A 16,682-nucleotide genomic window follows, 5' to 3' on the forward strand; every position below is an offset into this window, starting at 1 on the left:
GTCGCCGGCGAACCAGCCGGTGTGATATCTCTCGTCATGGCGTTGCTCTCCTTTGTGGAATCAGCACCCCGAGCCTACCGGCTCAAGGTGGGCAACGCCGACCTCTTCAGAAATTCAACAGAACCCGGGACATCCCCTCCATGACGGTCGGGACCCAGAACATTATTGAGGACTTCAGCCAAAGCCAGCATGATCAGATCGAGTTCAGTAACGTGGCGGGCGTGCACTCGTTCAATGATCTTATCATCGTCCACAGTGGCACTGATACCCTCATTACCGCAGGAGCGGATCAGGTGACTCTCCACAACTTCGGCGGTTCGCTCACGGCACACGACTTCTTATTCGGCTGAAACCAAACGGAATTAGCCGCGATGAGGTGCCCCTCTGCGCGATGAAGCGCGTCACGAAACGTTCTTGCGACTATAGTCCGACGAATAAACCAAGGACCTAGAGCCCAGGCGATTGGCCGAACGCCTGGTCGGGGCCGCTCTGGGGTCATCTTTGGTGGAGGCAACCACGGCAAATTTCAAAATATCTCACGCTCGGACGGTCTTTCACCTTCCACCAGGCTTCAGTCCGCTCGGATCGATACCTGGCGTCAACGGGCTTGGAGATCACGCCTTCAAAGTCCAACCGCGCAGCGGCCTCGTGGTGCGGCGCCTCCAGCTAAGAAGGGAGAGACAAACTGAGCTGGCCTCGAGATGCCCCCGCGGTTCAGCTGCGCAATCGAGTCGAAGTTGTGCCAGCCCTATTCCGCAGCCGGTCAGCCGATCGAAGTGCCGCTGCACGACTCAACCGAGTACATGACTTTAGCAGGGGGTCTGCGGTCGAGCCCCAGCGCGCTCACCACAAAATCCCTGCTTAAAGACAAAACTGGATTGTCAGGTCATGCGTTCTCGGTCATTTGTGCAGTTCGGATAAGACCCGGCAGCGGCGGCGGATACGCTAAGCGACGCGCAAGTTAATGCGGACGCGGATGTCGCGTCCCCAAGGCCGCCCTGCGTCCTCCCAGAGCTGGTAGGCACGGCGCCGCGTGGCGTCTTCAAGGCTGGCAGCCTTCAGCTGTTCGATCCTAGTCCCTATGTCCCGGCCGAACGCTAGCAGCCGCACAGTCGTGGGCCGGTCGCAAACCATGGCAAGCGCTCGATTTGCCAGTTCGAGCTGGTGCTCCAGCTGTTCAAGCTCGGCCATGAGGTGCATCTCGCTACTCGCACTCAAACGGAGGATTTAAAGAGAGGATAAATGAGAGCAAGTGCGAATTGTTCAGAACCTTTGCCCAGCGATAGCTCGCCCGTTTGACTACCCTCCCGCTCCCGCCCACAATGGCCCTTTTGGCGGAGGGCCGGTACCGTGGACTACCGTAAAGAGCTTGAAGCGCTGATGGTCGAGACGGCCGCGTTAGTGGCGCGTACCACCGCGACCGCGTCCCAGACACCCCAGCCCACTGCCCCACGTCCGCCCCAATCAAAGCTCCCGCTGTAAGCGGGACGGCTGCGGTTCTTCACCTTTATCCAATGCTTCTGCCGGCCGTCACGGTAGGGCGATCGCGGTGCTTTGAGATCAGCCCCTCCAAGCCCATGAGGCAGGCAGAACGATAAAGATCGGGGCCGATCTCGCCGCGCTCGAATGGCGCGACGGTCATCCCCTCCGGGCGGCGAGCCGGCAGCCGGTCCAAATTAGTCTTGAGCAATTTAGCGGCAGGTGCCGGAGATCGTCACCGCCCACGGCGAGAACGTCAAACGTGTATAGCTGCACTTCGTGCTCGTGCTTGCGGGAATGCAGCGCGTTGGAGTCGGAGATGCCATCGATGCCGAGAATTACCGCCTCGCCTCAATGACGAAATGTTTCTGCCGGTTGTTCAGCGCGGCCTCGGCGATCCAGGGGTAGCGCTTGGTCCAATCGGTGCGTTGCGGGAGAGCAGCCGCGTTGTGTGCTTCACTTCGTGGATCCAGTCGGGTCCTGATGGGACCTGCTTGCCGGCGGTCGCCAAACAGAGCTCATACGCCATACGCATCTGAGAAAAGATAGGCGTTTCGCGGTATTCTGCGAGCCGGGAACGACCGGCAATCGGAGTGCGTTTTCTTCAGCTCCGGGCACCGTCTCGGAGCAGCGTACCGTAAACTCCGGCCTCAAGGGCTTCAGCCCTGCGGGGCCGGCTTTTTGGCCGCCGCAACGGCATGCGGCCGGTTTACGCCGGCGCACCCCACATGCTAAAACTGATTCCTGCACTCGGTGCCCGCCGATTGCCAATAATTTTTCTATAAACTCCCGCTGCCCTCTCAGGTCGGCGGGATTTTCTTTATGGAGCAGTTGGAAACTTACAAAATTGATATTTGTTATTGCGTGAAGATCACACCCAATGTGGCATCGTTCGAGTAAAGGGTGGCATCAATGGAAGCTGCGAAGCAGTGCCGCGCCCAGGCGGATGAATGCCTCCGCCTAGCGCAATCGGCGCAGAGCGAGACCGAAGCCAGACTTCTTAAATCATTGTCGCAGAGCTGGCTCGGGTTGCCAATCAGATTGATCGATACCGATCTCTTATCTCACGCGACAGGGCGCGGACGACTCGTTCGGACTTTCAATCTTGCAACAGTCCGTGAGATCCGGGGGGCTCGGTGGCTGGCGCTGACGGGCCACGTACTTTAGCAAAAGCTTGGTAAATGGCGCCTCGCCGGTTCGCGCTGGCAGGCCCTGTTGGCGGAGAGACAGCCCCGGCTTCAGGGGAGACTGTGAGGTTAAGGCGGGGGCCGCTCCGCCGGCTGGGGCTGGGAAGCCGGCCGCCATTCAACTAACCGCCCGCAGTTGCCGTTCCTATTTTTGCTCATTTCGTCTTTCGATGGCGAGCGAGCTCCGCTCTTGCGAGTGCCCGGGCCTGTTCAAGCCCTTCTGCTCCGGTCAACAGGTTCGGCGCGAGCCGCCGTCCCCCGACATCGTCCCAGTAGAAGCAGACGCTCGGCCGGCCATCGGCGAAGCACACTTCGTAACTGCCGAATTGGGGGACAGCTTCATGTTTGCGGAATGCGAACGGGGCCGGCTGTCATCGGTCTGGATAATTGCCTTTTCGGCCTCGGGTTCATCCCGACGGCCCCCTTTTTTAGGTGGCCGCCTGTTCACCGGGCCTTTCTCTCGCGGAAAGAAGCTGAGGAGCTTGGGCCCACTCCCGGATGATGTAAGTTCCCGTGCAAATCCCTAACGATTCGGGGGTGCCGTGGATATTCTCTTACTCGCACTTGCGGCGTGTGTTGTTGGCGTTCTTCTCCTACTGGCCATCCGCCCGATAGGGCCGACTGCGGACGCAAGAGTTGCCATGAATCCTCAGCCCAACGCCTAATTAGGCTTCTTGGCGGGTTGTTTTTGACTGTGCGCGATTGAGCGCGTTCACTCCATAGTATGGATGGAGACGAACGTGATCACTTGGCTGTTAGTCATCATCATCGCGGCCAGCGCTGCAATCCTGATTGCCCACGCGATTGACGCCATACGTTCCTGAAGCTCAACGCAGCGGCGCGAGCTACCCTGGGACGGCTAGCCTGCTCAGTCCTTTTCAACCTGGCCAGGAGCCTAGTTGATAAGGTTCGCGTTTGAACTCTCCTCGTACTGTGATTGGATTGCCGATTTGCCTGCCCTCGCCGCGCTGATGGTGTGGATGAACAGCTTCGCGGCCGGATTCAACCAATCGGACCACCATGTCCTCTAGCTCCAACGCCAGTATCGCCAAAAAAGCGCGCACGAAGGCTGAGGCGGATTTCGCCACCTGGCTCATGATGGCGAAGCTGGGTGGTTTCGATGACCTGCCGTCTAGCGCCCAAAGCTTTCTGACCAACTATCGAACTCGGCTCGAGACAATGAGCGAGGCCGACTCTACGGCCCTAGCCGTTCGCGAAGTCTATAGCGCTTATTACAGCGAGATGGGAGGCGTAGGCGCAGCGCCGGAACCAAAGGCTCGGATGCCAAGGACAGAGGCCGAAGTCGTGCGCTCCCAGAGACCACTTAGACCTCAACCCGGTCGATCGGCCGCGCGCCGTCCGATGGGCCCAATGACGCGAAAATTCCTCCCGGCACTGCTGATTTTCGCGAGCATGGTGGCACTGGTGGTCGCATTCGGATTTCTAGCGCAGTAAGAGCGCGGCGCACATCATGTTCCTGCGCGCTGTGCCGCTACAGGCTCAAGCAGCGTCGGCCGTTGGTACAAAAGGAAGGCTCCCCGGATACGCACTGATTTGAATTTCTACGAGGTCCTTGGACCGCTTTCGAAGACTGTAAAATGTAAGCTCATGTTCCAGCATGGGGCAGTGGAAGCTAACGACTGCTGTATCCGGCAGCCGGCAGAGTTCATCGATGAGATCGCCAACTGTGATCACAGGGGGATCGGCGACTGCCTTGCGAAAAGCCTTGCTCATGGCGTTACTCCTCCCTTCCCTGACCAAAGCCTTGATGGTTCTGTTCCATCTGCACGGCACGCCGCATTGCGCTACTCAGATTGGGGCTCGTTTTTCGTGGGCCCAGGAGCCGATGCGTCATCCGATTGATGAAATGGGTCTTGCCGCAAGCCGGGCATTTCACCAGCAGAAAGGCGTCGCTTGCTGCATTCGGATCATCCTCGATCCACTGCTGCACATTTTGGTCAGTCGCCGGACAGCTAAACATGATGCTGGTCATTGCTGCTGCATCGGCCCCGCGTCGGCGGCACTCGTGACCCAGATCAAAGTTGAGCAGTTATTTATCGGGCGGCTTTAACGAGCTTTCGATCCAACCGCGCGCCCGGAGACTCCAGCGGAGGGAGGGCGTCGCAGGTGGCACATCGCTACTCCACTTCCTCCCTCGCGGAGGTAGCCGTCATCCGGTTTACCGAAGATCCGACAGGTTCTTTGCCTAGGATACAGCCTGGCATCGGGGAGCTTGAAGACGTGAGACAAGAGGATCCGGCTCGCATAGGCTGCCCGGGTTCAACATTCAGGACACCATTTTTCACCAGCTCATCTGCCCCTTGCGCGCTCGTCTCCGTTGCGGGAACATCCGCGCGCTGGTTGAGACGGAGGCTCGGCGAAGGGGAGACAAACGATGAAGCCGCTAATCGGACTTATCGCGCTGCTCTTTACGACTGGCGCATTTGCTCAAACTGCTCCACCGAAGGCGGCCAAACGCCCGTCCGTTCAGCTCAGGCCGCAAGCGCCGGTGGGTTGCAAGCTCGTCGGAACGGTCAAAGGGACGAAGCTTTGGGCAGGAGACTGCACGGACGCCGCGGAACTTAGAGGCGCCGCACCCACGGCTGAAACCGCCGCGCCATCCCTGCCGGCCGCTGCCGCAGGCGCCATTCCGCCCGGTCAAAAAGAATAGGCTGGCCAGGACGGCGAAGGAAAAATGAAGCATCATCCCTTTCGGGGCGCCTCGGGGCGCGATCACTTTCGCCGGCCGGCGGATGCCATCACTGCTGTGTAAGCCCACGCACAGATGCGAACTAGGCCACTACTTTTTCCGCTCGCGATCTTCGTACTTTTCAGTGCAGCGGGAATCACCGCGCTTTACGAGATCAATCTCTTGTAGTGGTGGATAGCAGTGGAGCAGCGCGTATTCGTTGGTGTATGGCGCGGGTGAGCGGACGCAAACGTTTGCGCCGGCCGGCAGATCGACCGACTGCCCGTCGATAAGCATGTAGCTGCACTTATCCATTTTCTTTGTTTTGTCGACCGTACTCTCATCGGCCGCCCTAGCTGCGGCAAGCGACGTTAGGGCGAGACGCCTACGAGTATAAGTGTACGCTGCTGATTCCGCTCGATGTCGCCCATTATTCCGGAATGATCTCGCCCACCGTTCCGATTTGATGTCGTCCAGCATTCCAAGATGATCTCGCCCACCATTCCGGGATGATGTCGCCCGGGGGTGACGAGGCCTCTTCTGGCTCCGATACGGTCCTGCCTTTCGGCTTTGCGAAGGGGGGAGCTGGATGCCGAATTGAACCGCTTCCTCGTGAAGATTGCTTTTCTCTCAGAACCAAAAGATGCGAGGCACGCTCGACATCTTCGGTCTGAATTCGGTCGGGTGCTGCGAACTGTCCAGGAAATAGTGAACACCGCTCCGATCCACGAAGCGGCCAAACCTAGTTAGGCGCCGGCCCAAGTAACACTGACGCATGGACGTTCTTGCGCCGATCGGGCCCAGCGCCGATCCTCGATGCAATCGCGACGTCGTCCTCGTCTCGCGTAATGGCGCCCTTTCGCGGCGAGCGGTCGCCCCCGTCACAAGCGACGGCCCCGCTCATGATCAGCTCAGTGACCTCGCCGCACTGCTCGGGGCACAAACGGCAGTCTCGGAGAAAACGACTTGGCGATCGCGAGAACTGCGGCTTCGTCAGTTTCGAGTGCGATCTTCTGGGCGAGCATCACATCGCCAACTGCCAACGCCCGTTCGGGGAGGAAGCACCACCCCACCTTAGGCTCCAGTTTTTCATCCAGCTCCAAGACATTACTCATTGTGCCCTGATAAATTCGGTATCTCCGGCCGGTAAGTGAGCCAGTGACTTCGAAAAACCCGCTGGCATCAAACTGCGCGCGTTGCTCTGGAGATAACCACCCTCTCAAAAGACGACGTGCACGCGCTTCCGGGCCATTTTGCTCGTTGAAGCTCCGATAGAGGGCACGCAGGGCACGTAGACGCCCGCCCTGGGCGACGTTACGTCCTAACAAAAACATCTTGCGTGCTGCGACGGCTCTAACCGCCGACCAAGTGCGGATAAAACAGGGTTTCCTCCGCTGTTGGTTCAAATGAGCGTATCAGCTTGAGATCGCCGGCCGCTGTCCGAGTGGCAGCGGTAAATCCCTGGCCGGTAAACATCTTGAAGCGCCGCTCGGCCTCGGCGAGCCCCTTGGGGTCGTCTTGGTCAAAAAAATGTCTGCTGTCGCCCGAACTGTCCATTACGATCTGGGTAGCCATGGAAGAGAACTCCGCAATGCCTAGCCTCTGATGAAGAACAAACCTCGCCCCGATCAATAGTGTTCCTGCTCTCCAAAAATTTCGTTGCACCTTCCTGTTGGTCTTGGCGAAGCTGGCTGCCGGCCGGCCGCCGAGCGCCAACCCCAGGTGATGGACGGTGTGTTCGAGCCGTGCCGTCCGACGCCGTCGAAGCGGAACGACGTCTTCTCCGAACCGCTCCGCGAAGATCTGCCGGCGGCAATGCGGCACCTCACATGTGAAGCGCCGCGTGAGCAATCGGAGGCGCACCTTTCTGCCCGCTGATAGCAAATCGGCCACGTGCCGGATGTAACGGCTATGGACTCGCCGCGATGCTGTCGCGCACAAGGGGCACTGGGCCTCCGCAGCCTCTGTCGCCGGTGCCGTCTGTGACAGTAAGCGCAGCCTCGTCAGCGGAGACGCCAACGAGCTGCATAATGGCAAACGCCGCCAGCGCTCTGGTGAGGAAGACCTTGTCCCCCGCGGGAGTAGCGGACTGCACATCGCTGAGGTCGATCTTGCCATCGAATACGCGATGCAGCGCGCCATCGATTTGATTGACGTGGAGAATGCTCATGTGATGCCTCTTAGACGTAAGAGTTCGCCTGCTTCTGCGGATCGATGGCGATCACGCGCAGAGGACTCAATCGTCGGCTTGGTTTGATCGCTTCCCTTTGCCCTGCCACAACCCTGCGTGAGTCGGCAACGATGGTCAGGTGCGGTCTGATTAGCCGACGCGCGGAGTTCGGAGCATTGGTCGGTATACCCCTGCCCCAAAAGGCCCCCACACGCCCCAGCCCTGCCCGTCGGTGCGCGAGACGCCCAGACCCTGTCCGAGCCCCGGCCACGCGGGCGCCGATCCTGCCGCGCCGGGATAGCGCCGGGGGTTGGGTCTGGTTCCCGGATCATAACCAATTGATTTGATTGGTGCGCTGGCGGAGGGAGAGGAACTGGGCTCGAACCTTCTCCGCCGTTTCATAGATTATCGCTGGTCCGGCTGCGTTCGATCATGATCGAAGCGGCCGATGGCCCGAGAGGCGCCTGCATTGGACCGATAGCCCGCAGGAAGCAGTGAGGTAAGCGCAGGATGCACGGTGGTCCCTGCCCTGGAGCACCAAAGGGAAACCGGAATGCATTCAAGCATGGGCGCGATACTGCAGAGGAAGTTACGAACCGGCGTCGTTTGTCAGCTATGATTCTCTCAATGAAAGCATTAGCCAAGAAGGTCGATGGTAGAACGACATCGGTTGCCTGCCCTTGGCTCACATGCCTGACCACCACCGCCGCACCACCGATCAGGAACGATGCGGTCTTGAGGCGGCGCGCAGCAAGGATGGCAGGGAAGCGGTCGACCCAGTCACAATCTTGCTCATGAGCAGCCAATGCGCTGACCATCGCGGCGGGTCATCAGCCGGTGCAGGCGACAGAGCTAACCGACGGCTCGATTGCGGGGTGGCGGGTCTGAGGACTTTTTAGATATATACCCACCAACAAAAAGGCCGGCATTTCTGCCGACCTGGTTTGCTGGAGAAGTTTAAATAACGCGAGATCAGTACCTCGCCACGACCGGGCTGCCGTAATTGCCGAAGCGGTAGTTCACGCGCACCGTGAGCATGTCCACGTCCTGCGTGATCCGGTCGTTCACAAATCCGGCAAGAGCGGGAGGGGCCGTGAACGAATTATTGCGGTGCCCCATGAACAGATGGTCGTACTCAATACCGGCTGACCAATTCGGCGCGAAGCCATACTCCCAACCAACACCCACGGTGCCACCCCAGCGGGTCGCGCTTTGCGCCACGAGTTCAGTGCCGAAAGCGTTTTCGAGGACACTGAAGCGGTTGTCCGTCACCGCCGCGCCGCCCTTCACGTAAAACAGTGACGCATTCCAAGCGTAACCGATCTGACCGGTGAAGAGGCCGATGGCACTGGTTTTAGTACGAGTTGAGAGCGCAGGATTAATGAGGCTGACGCGCTGGTTGCTGAGATCCGCCCAATCACCCTGCGCTTCCAGACCAAACACCCACTGGCTGGATTGCCAGCGATAACCGAGCTGGCCACCAATGACGCCACCGGACCGATCGCGGCAGCCGGAAGCGAAGGCTACGCCAGCCGCGTCAAGGAAATCCACGCAATTGTGGTTCTGCGCCCAGCCGCCATTGCCGCCGATGTAGAAGCCGGTCCAGTTGTAGATCGGGGCAACGTAGGGAGCCGGCGCAGCCTTCATCGGCATGTCGGCAGCCGAGGCTGGCACAGCCATTCCGAGCGCAAGCACTCCTACCGTTCCTAGTAAAAACTTCTTCATCCCTAAATCCCCACTTGTTATGCGCTTCAGGCGAAGCGGTCATTGGCACGGCTGCCGATCGAACTGTGGAAGCACGATAGCCGCAAATCTCCCAAAGACCTGTATCCGATGGACAACACTCAAGACCAAAATGAGCAATCGTGTAAGCTACTGATTTGTCTACTCTTTCGAATACGGCAAATTCATCCGGCGGAAATTGCGGCGGATCGGCGCTATCCGACCGTTCAGCTCCGTCCCGGCACTATCGAATGACCTCTGCCGAAACGGCTGATCGGAATGTGTTTCGAAAAAATACTGATCACTCTTGTTTTCTCATCGGATGATTGGTCGAACAGTGCGGACGCTATGGCTTCGATTAACACGCGATGGGCCTTAAATTCAGCAAGCAAGTCCCCTTTCGAGCCTCTCCTACGATCAGCCAAGTCGCTAAGCGCGGCAGTGCTAATTTGGCATTGCACAATTTGCGGTCCATTCCTCATCGTAAACTTGAACGCCATCAGGTCGGCATCATACCCAATGGCCTTTCCTGTCGTCAGCGGCATGAACCCGGTCCCCTTTCCGATGAACAGGCGGGCCGCGCGACTTGGCCCGGGTTAGCCATTGGGTGGCAAAGCCAAACAACAACCTGGGCAGGCGTCGGCCCTGAATTTCCCCAGCGGCCTCTTCGGACCAGCCCAGATTTCATTCCAGGTGCTCCTTTGGGTGGCTATGAATCGCCTCCGCGGCCCGATGAGGGCGACTGATTCTCGAAATCCTTCGCGGCTTTGTCTTGTATGCCGGCCAGGCCGGCTTATTTTCCGAGCGATTAGCACTCGCTAGCTTCGATTGCTATTTCATTCAAAATAAATGCGACTAGAAGGTAGGAGGAGAGCATGAAATTCCGTCCGCTTCACGACCGGGTCGTGGTCAAGCGCATCGACGCAGAAGAGAAGACCGCTGGCGGCATCATCATTCCCGACACGGCCAAGGAAAAGCCCTCGCAGGGCGAAATCGTCGCTGTTGGCCCCGGCGGCCGCGACGAAGCCGGCAAGCTGATCGCGATCGACCTCAAGGTCGGCGACCGCGTGCTGTTCGGCAAGTGGTCCGGCACCGAGGTCAAGATCGACAACGTCGACCTGCTGATCATGAAGGAAAGCGACATCATGGGCGTTCTCACCGACGTGTCTTCCAAGAAGAAGGCCGCCTAATCCACCGCCCGCACCGCTCACCCCTGAGAGGAGCGCCTGCCGGGCGCCTCGCCAAGGGTGAGATGAGACCAAGTCAAATCAGGAGAAACCAATATGTCAGCCAAAGAAGTCAAATTCGGCGTAGACGCCCGCGACCGCATGTTGCGCGGTGTCGACATCCTCCACAATGCGGTAAAAGTGACGCTCGGTCCGAAGGGCCGCAACGTCGTCCTCGACAAGTCGTTCGGCGCGCCCCGCATCACCAAGGACGGCGTCACTGTCGCCAAGGAGATCGAGCTCGACGACAAGTTCGAGAATATGGGCGCCCAGATGGTGCGCGAAGTCGCCTCCAAGTCCGCTGACTCGGCTGGCGACGGCACCACTACTGCGACCGTGCTGGCGGCTGCGATCGTCCGCGAAGGCGCCAAGTCGGTTGCCGCCGGCATGAACCCGATGGATCTGAAGCGCGGTATCGACATGGCTGTGGAAGCCGTGGTCGCCGACCTCGTCAAGAATTCCAAGAAGGTCACCTCGAACGAGGAAATCGCCCAGATCGGCACGATTTCGGCCAATGGCGATGCCGAGATCGGCAAGTTCATCTCCGACGCCATGAAGAAGGTCGGCAATGAGGGTGTCATCACGGTTGAGGAAGCCAAGTCGCTCGAGACCGAACTCGAGGTCGTCGAAGGCATGCAGTTCGACCGCGGCTATATCTCGCCCTACTTCGTCACCAATGCCGACAAGATGCGCGTTGAAATGGAAGATGCCTACGTCCTCATCAATGAGAAAAAGCTATCTCAGTTGAATGAACTGCTTCCCTTATTGGAAGCTGTGGTGCAGAGCGGCAAGCCGCTGGTGATTATCGCCGAGGACGTCGAAGGCGAGGCGCTGGCCACTTTAGTCGTCAACCGTCTGCGCGGCGGCCTCAAGGTCGCAGCCGTCAAGGCTCCGGGCTTCGGCGATCGCCGCAAGGCCATGCTGCAGGACATCGCGATCCTGACCGGCGGCCAAGCGATCTCGGAAGATCTCGGGATCAAGCTCGAGAACGTCACGCTCAACATGCTCGGTCGCGCCAAGAAGGTGATGATTGACAAGGAGAACACCACGATCGTCAGCGGCGCCGGCAAGAAGGCCGACATCGAGGCGCGCGTGGCCCAGATCAAGGCGCAGATCGAGGAGACCACCTCGGACTACGACCGTGAGAAGCTCCAGGAGCGACTCGCCAAGCTCGCTGGCGGCGTCGCGGTGATCCGCGTCGGCGGCGCGACCGAGGTCGAGGTGAAAGAGCGCAAGGATCGCGTTGATGACGCGATGCATGCGACCCGCGCGGCGGTCGAGGAAGGCATCGTCCCGGGCGGCGGTGTTGCCCTGCTCCGTGCTACCGAGCACCTCAAAGGCATTCGCACCAAGAACGACGACCAGAAGACCGGCGTCGAGATCGTGCGCAAGGCGTTGTCTTACCCAGCCCGCCAGATCGCAATCAACGCGGGCGAGGACGGCTCGGTGATCGTCGGCAAGATCCTAGAGAAGGATCAATACGCCTACGGCTTCGATTCGCAGACCGGCGAATACGGCAACCTGGTCTCCAAGGGCATCATCGATCCGACCAAGGTGGTTCGTGTGGCGATCCAGAACGCAGCCTCGGTCGCGGCGCTCCTGATCACTACCGAAGCCATGGTGGCCGAACTGCCAAAGAAAAACACCGGTGCGAGCGGCATGCCTCCGGGTGGAGGCGGCATGGGTGGCATGGGTGGCATGGGTGGCATGGGTGGCATGGACTTTTAAATCCGACATTCAGAGCTCAATAGTAAGAAGGCTCGGCAGCGATGCCGGGCCTTTGCTGATTTCCTACGGTCAGCCGGGGTCCCACATACGGCCGGGGACTATTTCCCCCTCAGCGCGGCGAAGGAGCGCAATTCGGACATTTCGTGTGTCCTCGTCGCGCGCAGCGCCGTCCTTCAACTGGCGACTTACTCCCCGACCATGGCCACCAACTCGAATACCTTTCGCCTTAGACCCTCTAACTTTCCACCGAAAAGTGGATCCTGCCGATCCGCCATCAGCAGAATGGCATTTAGAACCTGGTCGGAATGCTGAGCCAATAATACGAGGTGTCGCCCGCAGGGTGCGTATCGTCCTGCAATCCAATTTTGACCGTGCGCTCGTTCGCCCCCGTCCAGCCAGCCACCAACTTTGCGCGCGAGTTTCGATCCTTAAGTTCTGAGATCAATGCCGACGCGATTCTCATCGCGAACGCATGATCGTCAATGCTGAATTCCGAACTGTCGTCCCCGCCCCTTTTCGGAAAGGACTTACCCTTCTTTGGAAACGACATTCCATCCTCCTGTCCGGTAGGATCAGGCAGCTAAGTTGTGGCGCCTTGGGGGAAGGCCGGCAGATTCACTTCGAATTGGGTGCTGATTGACAAGGCGCATTAAAAGTATCGGCAAGTCCACGGATCGCGGAGAAGGCTCTTCTCTTGCCGCTGCCTATGTCCGAATGTCGACAGATCTCCAGAAATATTCCACCGAAAATCAACTCCACACGATCCGTCGCTATGCCGAGCAACGCGGCAGGACGAGAACTACATCGGCAAGACCGTCTACAATCGCACCTCAAGACGCTTGGGGCAGAAGCTAGTCAAGAATCCGGATAACGCTTTGGTCCCCGAGAATGGTGGGTATCATGCCGTCGGTCCAGGGCCTACCTTTGTGATTGGCGATGCCCGCGTCGTTCAGTTGACGCCTGATGTCGCTGTAGGATTCCCGGCAGTTGACGAACTGATCGAAAATCTCCCGGATCACGGCGGTCTCTTCGGCCGAGCCATGCTGCAGCCGAACGCGATCCGATTGCAGAGCCTTGAATTGCCCCTTTGCGAGAACGGCCTTCGGATGCTCGCTTTCGTCGACCATCAAGCGTCGGAGCCGTAGCCGACGGGAGCGCCAACGCGGTATCCAAGGCTCGCGACCCGGCAGTGTCCGGCGTGCACCTTGACGGAGAGTTCCGCGTGGACCAAGGCATCTTCGCTCGCGCCCAGAAGCCGTCGCTGGTGAACGCATAGATGTTGCCGAACACGTCGCCGAAGCGGTCGTTGAAGCCCGGCCCGATCACCCCTTGCGGAAACTCGCCCTTGATGTCCGCGATCATGTTGCGGACCCGGATCCAGGTCGGCTTCACGTCGGCGGCCTTGGTGGTGTCACGCAGATAGACGAAGACGGTAGTCTGGCCGGCGACGGTGACGCTCTTGGTGTAGTCGAGCGATTCCAGCTCCTCGAGCTTCTTCTCGATCCTGTCGGTGACCTGCCGGGTCATCTCCGCGGGCGAGGCGCGCCCGGCCACTGCGCCTGGATCACCATGGTTTTGATGGTGAAGTCGGGATCTTCCTGCCGGCCCAGCTGAAGGTAGGCAAACAGTCCCGCCGCCATGAAGGCGATCATGAAATACCAGACGAGCGAACGATGACTGAGCGCCCAGTCGGAGAGGTTGGACGGTTTCGGATCCGGCTTGGCTGCAACGGGATGATTGGCCTGATGCGAGACGGCAGCAGGCGGAGGAAGAGCCGCGGTGTCGGCCGACTTGGCCTTGACGGGCCGCGTCAATCTCATGCGCCGCGTCGCCATCCCCCAATTCGTCTGCCGCTCTCGCTCGGTCAGCGGAAACGAGAGAACGACCGACGTGAACTCGCTGCCGAAACCCTGCTCGATCCGACCGCCCAGGCTCCTCGCCAAGTCGTTATCGGTCCGAACGCGCCGTCCGGCATCCGACCGCACGGAACGCGAGCCGTTGTCCAGCACGACGCAGTTCACCAGTGCGCCGCGACGGGTCAGCTTGACCTTGATCTCACCGGCACGCGCATCGAAACAGGCGTGTTTGGCCGCCGTCGCGATCAGGTCATGGACGATCAGACCCAGCCGCCAGCACCGCTCCGACTGAAGGGGGACGCACTCGGTGTCGAAGATCAGCTGAATCCTCATGCCGTCCAGTCGGGACCGGCGCATCGCGCAGCCCAACTTATGGACGTGCGCTGCGGCATCGACGAGGGCTTCGCCCTGAGGCCGCGCGAGCATCAGATGCACTTCGGCATGTCCGTGCAGCAGGGAGGCCACGTCGTTCAAGGCGGCCTTCGCTTCGGCCCCTTCGGCCCGGACGATCGCAGCCGAGACCAGATCGAGCGCCGAGGCGACGCCGTCCGCGACCCTGTGATGCGACTCCCGCAACAGGACGCCTTCCGGCAGACGATGCGAATCTTGGCTCAAAACCGGCACTGCGTTCTCCTGAAGTGGATCGGATGATCGGCCGCGGCGCGCAGGCGTTTGCGGCCCCGATCACCCGAAGGCGCTGCAAAGCATTAATCAAACTATACCGTATATTTTCTTTTTCTTGCCTTTCAGTGCCGCCTATGTCAAGTGGCTTCTGCGTACGCACAGACTCGTGATTGGGAGACCGTCGATGACGAAGAAGACCACCCCGAAACGGGGCCGGCCGGCGAAGGAATTCGCCGGCGACGTCCAGGCCCGGATCCTCGATGCGGCCCAGCAGCTTTTTCTCGACAAGGGCTACCGCAGCGCCAGCATCGACGACATTTCCGAACTGGCCCCTGCGAGCAAGCCGACGATCTACGCGCATTTCCAGGGCAAGGAGGCGCTGTTCGCGGCGGTGGTGGCCCGGACCATCAGCGGCCTGTCGGATTTCGAAGGCTTCGAGCCGGAGGGCCGCACCCTGCAGGACAAGCTCATGAGCCTAGGCACCGCGATCGTGGAGAAGGTAATCGAAGAATCTCTGGGGATGGTTCGCGCCACCATCGCGGAAGCGCAGCGTTTCCCGGAGTTGAGCCGCAACGTCCACGACGCCGCGCGGGATCGTTCCGTCGGCGCCATTTCTCAACTGCTGAACGAGACGACCCAGAAGGTCGCACGCGCACCGAAAGGTCCCTTCACGGGCAAGCGCAGCATCGCCACCGCTCAGATCTTCCTGGATCTGATCCTGCTCCCGATGCTTTTCCGTTCACTGGTGGGAGAAACGCCGAAAGACTTGCGACGGGAGTTGCCGTCTTTCGTGCGGGAACGCGTCCGGTTCTTCCTCTCGGCGTGCGAGGCGGATTGGACGCCTTGAACCGCACCTTCGCCAGCCGCTAGGCGCGGCACGTCGCGCGGTAGTGCAGCGGCTGGCTGGCGACCTGCGCCGGCGCGGCGCTGCGGAGCGCGCCCGAGCAAAAGCTCATCATCTCGTCGAAGGCCGCCCTACCAGCCATCGTTCTCATGCGCGACGGATCGAGGTATGCACCCATTGCCTCACACGTGCAGCGGGCCAGCGCCGTCGGGCTCCCTGCCCGAAACTCGCCACTCGCCTGCCCGGCCGCGATGATCGACCGGACCAGGCCGCGGACCGTGTCGGCATGGGACAACACGACCGGCCAATCCGCTTGTCCTGCTGCAATCACCAGCTCGTGCAGCCTCGCATCGTGCGCCAGCCTATGTTCATGCCGCTGGCAGATCGCCCAAAAAGCGGCCTCCAGGCGCTCTTCGCTCGAGACACCGCTGCGGGCCTCGATTCCCGCATCGGCGCACATCTCGCCGAGGAGTCCTGCCACCACGGCCTCCTCTACCGCCTGGCGGGAAGGAAAGAACCGATAGATATTTGCCGGGGACATGGAGGCGCTGCGAGCGATGTCCGCAACGGTCGTCTTCCGATAGCCGATGGCCCGGTACAGTCGAATGGCGGCCTGCACGATTCTTTCGGGAGGGCACGGCGATCCGCCCGGGGATGCCTGGGTCTTGTTCATCTTCGGGCTCAATGCGGCGGAATTGCCTGCACCTCGCGGCGGCAAGCCTCGCCGAATTCACGCAGCGGATCCATCTCTTCGAGGAAGCCCGGCAGGTCGACGAACGAGGTGTTCGGTGCCAGGTAGGTCTCGATGATCAGCCGTCCCGCCCGCTCTGCGGCATGGACCACCTCGTCGTCGGACAGTATCCGCATGCGCCCGATCAGCGCATAGAGATTCACCAGAGCCGGAATCTCGGATTTGTCGCTGGTAAGCGCGTCCGCATACAGCCGGGACGCCTCCTCGATGAAGCATCGATACAGCTTTTCACGTTTGACGAACGCGTGAGCATGATGGCGTTCGCGGACCCTCCGACGGCGGGTCGCCCACCCCGTGACGATCGTGGAAATCGCTCCGAAGGCCGAGCCTCCGAACGCGGCGAAAGCGGGGAAATAGATCGTGTTCATGCGATCACTCCTCATCTTTTGCGCCGCGATGCCGACGC

Annotated in this window: 17 protein-coding genes and 3 pseudogenes; 7 read left to right on the plus strand and 13 right to left on the minus strand. The window is 60.1% G+C overall.

Translation table 11 applies throughout. The features are described from left to right. A pseudogene (locus AC0L3P_RS36380) lies at positions 1 to 350 on the plus strand (hypothetical protein); the annotation flags it as partial. A gap of 595 nt (positions 351 to 945) precedes the next feature. Here the strand turns inward: AC0L3P_RS36380 and AC0L3P_RS36385 are convergent. Continuing rightward, positions 946 to 1,191, minus strand: a complete 246-nt coding sequence (locus AC0L3P_RS36385; RefSeq protein ID WP_473308953.1) for a DUF2934 domain-containing protein — start codon at positions 1,189 to 1,191, stop codon at positions 946 to 948. Between the two features lie 2,495 nt (positions 1,192 to 3,686). Between AC0L3P_RS36385 and AC0L3P_RS36390 the strand changes: the two genes are divergently transcribed. Continuing rightward, on the plus strand, positions 3,687 to 4,121 hold the full coding sequence (locus AC0L3P_RS36390) for a hypothetical protein (RefSeq protein ID WP_473308954.1): 435 nt from the start codon (positions 3,687 to 3,689) through the stop codon (positions 4,119 to 4,121). A gap of 45 nt (positions 4,122 to 4,166) precedes the next feature. Here AC0L3P_RS36390 and AC0L3P_RS36395 read toward each other — a convergent pair whose 3' ends face one another. Beyond that, entirely contained in the window at positions 4,167 to 4,400 is a 234-nt protein-coding gene (locus AC0L3P_RS36395; protein WP_473308955.1) for a hypothetical protein, read from the minus strand. On the opposite strand from AC0L3P_RS36395, the gene AC0L3P_RS36400 reads away from it, so the two are divergent. Then, the gene (locus AC0L3P_RS36400) at positions 4,399 to 4,737 is read left to right on the plus strand and encodes a hypothetical protein (protein WP_473308956.1); all 339 of its coding nucleotides are present in this window, start codon (positions 4,399 to 4,401) and stop codon (positions 4,735 to 4,737) included. The two genes, AC0L3P_RS36395 and AC0L3P_RS36400, sit on opposite strands and share 2 nt — an antisense overlap. 1,529 nt (positions 4,738 to 6,266) lie before the next feature. On the opposite strand, the gene AC0L3P_RS36405 is transcribed toward AC0L3P_RS36400, so the two are convergent. The 6 genes and pseudogenes from AC0L3P_RS36405 to AC0L3P_RS36430 form a co-directional block, all read right to left on the minus strand. Further along, positions 6,267 to 6,689, minus strand: coding sequence for a hypothetical protein (locus AC0L3P_RS36405; RefSeq protein ID WP_473308957.1), 423 nt, complete (start codon positions 6,687 to 6,689; stop codon positions 6,267 to 6,269). 19 nt (positions 6,690 to 6,708) lie between these two features. Then, entirely contained in the window at positions 6,709 to 6,930 is a 222-nt protein-coding gene (locus tag AC0L3P_RS36410; protein ID WP_473308974.1) for a hypothetical protein, read from the minus strand. A gap of 93 nt (positions 6,931 to 7,023) precedes the next feature. Beyond that, positions 7,024 to 7,317: pseudogene (locus AC0L3P_RS36415) on the minus strand (transposase family protein); the annotation flags it as partial. Next, the gene (locus AC0L3P_RS36420) at positions 7,265 to 7,525 is read right to left on the minus strand and encodes a hypothetical protein (RefSeq protein WP_473308978.1); all 261 of its coding nucleotides are present in this window, start codon (positions 7,523 to 7,525) and stop codon (positions 7,265 to 7,267) included. The gene AC0L3P_RS36420 and the pseudogene AC0L3P_RS36415, both read right to left, overlap by 53 nt. Positions 7,526 to 8,497: 972 nt before the next feature. Then, complete coding sequence (locus AC0L3P_RS36425; RefSeq protein WP_473308958.1) at positions 8,498 to 9,250, minus strand: outer membrane protein; 753 nt, start codon at positions 9,248 to 9,250, stop codon at positions 8,498 to 8,500. Between the two features lie 224 nt (positions 9,251 to 9,474). After that, a complete protein-coding gene (locus AC0L3P_RS36430) occupies positions 9,475 to 9,792 on the minus strand; it encodes a DUF1488 family protein (protein WP_473308959.1) in 318 nt (105 codons plus the stop codon). A 330-nt stretch (positions 9,793 to 10,122) separates the two neighbouring features. Here AC0L3P_RS36430 and AC0L3P_RS36435 point away from each other — a divergent pair, with 330 nt between their 5' ends. After that, the gene (locus AC0L3P_RS36435; protein WP_473308960.1) at positions 10,123 to 10,437 is read left to right on the plus strand and encodes a co-chaperone GroES; all 315 of its coding nucleotides are present in this window, start codon (positions 10,123 to 10,125) and stop codon (positions 10,435 to 10,437) included. A gap of 93 nt (positions 10,438 to 10,530) precedes the next feature. Continuing rightward, complete coding sequence (groL, locus tag AC0L3P_RS36440; protein WP_473308961.1) at positions 10,531 to 12,201, plus strand: chaperonin GroEL; 1,671 nt, start codon at positions 10,531 to 10,533, stop codon at positions 12,199 to 12,201. Positions 12,202 to 12,490: 289 nt separating this feature from the next. Here the strand turns inward: groL and AC0L3P_RS36445 are convergent, their stop codons facing one another. Further along, positions 12,491 to 12,751 carry a hypothetical protein gene (locus AC0L3P_RS36445; protein WP_473308962.1) on the minus strand — a complete coding sequence of 87 codons (261 nt, stop codon included), beginning with the start codon at positions 12,749 to 12,751 and terminating at the stop codon, positions 12,491 to 12,493. Between the two features lie 86 nt (positions 12,752 to 12,837). On the opposite strand from AC0L3P_RS36445, the gene AC0L3P_RS36450 reads away from it, so the two are divergent. Continuing rightward, positions 12,838 to 13,056: a recombinase family protein gene (locus AC0L3P_RS36450; RefSeq protein ID WP_473308963.1), complete on the plus strand. Its 219-nt coding sequence runs from the start codon at positions 12,838 to 12,840 to the stop codon at positions 13,054 to 13,056. Here the strand turns inward: AC0L3P_RS36450 and AC0L3P_RS36455 are convergent. Next, the gene (locus tag AC0L3P_RS36455; RefSeq protein ID WP_473308975.1) at positions 13,053 to 13,475 is read right to left on the minus strand and encodes a recombinase family protein; all 423 of its coding nucleotides are present in this window, start codon (positions 13,473 to 13,475) and stop codon (positions 13,053 to 13,055) included. The genes AC0L3P_RS36450 and AC0L3P_RS36455 overlap by 4 nt on opposite strands. Next, positions 13,444 to 13,853: pseudogene (locus AC0L3P_RS36460) on the minus strand (efflux RND transporter permease subunit); the annotation flags it as partial. The gene AC0L3P_RS36455 and the pseudogene AC0L3P_RS36460, both read right to left, overlap by 32 nt. A 1,012-nt stretch (positions 13,854 to 14,865) precedes the next feature. Between AC0L3P_RS36460 and AC0L3P_RS36465 the strand changes: the two are divergent. After that, the gene (locus AC0L3P_RS36465) at positions 14,866 to 15,528 is read left to right on the plus strand and encodes a TetR/AcrR family transcriptional regulator (RefSeq protein WP_162479041.1); all 663 of its coding nucleotides are present in this window, start codon (positions 14,866 to 14,868) and stop codon (positions 15,526 to 15,528) included. Positions 15,529 to 15,547: 19 nt separating this feature from the next. Here AC0L3P_RS36465 and AC0L3P_RS36470 read toward each other — a convergent pair whose 3' ends face one another. Then, entirely contained in the window at positions 15,548 to 16,198 is a 651-nt protein-coding gene (locus tag AC0L3P_RS36470; RefSeq protein WP_473308964.1) for a TetR/AcrR family transcriptional regulator, read from the minus strand. A gap of 8 nt (positions 16,199 to 16,206) precedes the next feature. Beyond that, positions 16,207 to 16,644, minus strand: a complete 438-nt coding sequence (locus AC0L3P_RS36475; RefSeq protein ID WP_245289054.1) for a hypothetical protein — start codon at positions 16,642 to 16,644, stop codon at positions 16,207 to 16,209. Positions 16,645 to 16,682: the final 38 nt, after the last annotated feature.

Source organism: Bradyrhizobium sp. WSM4874, assembly GCF_055811835.1.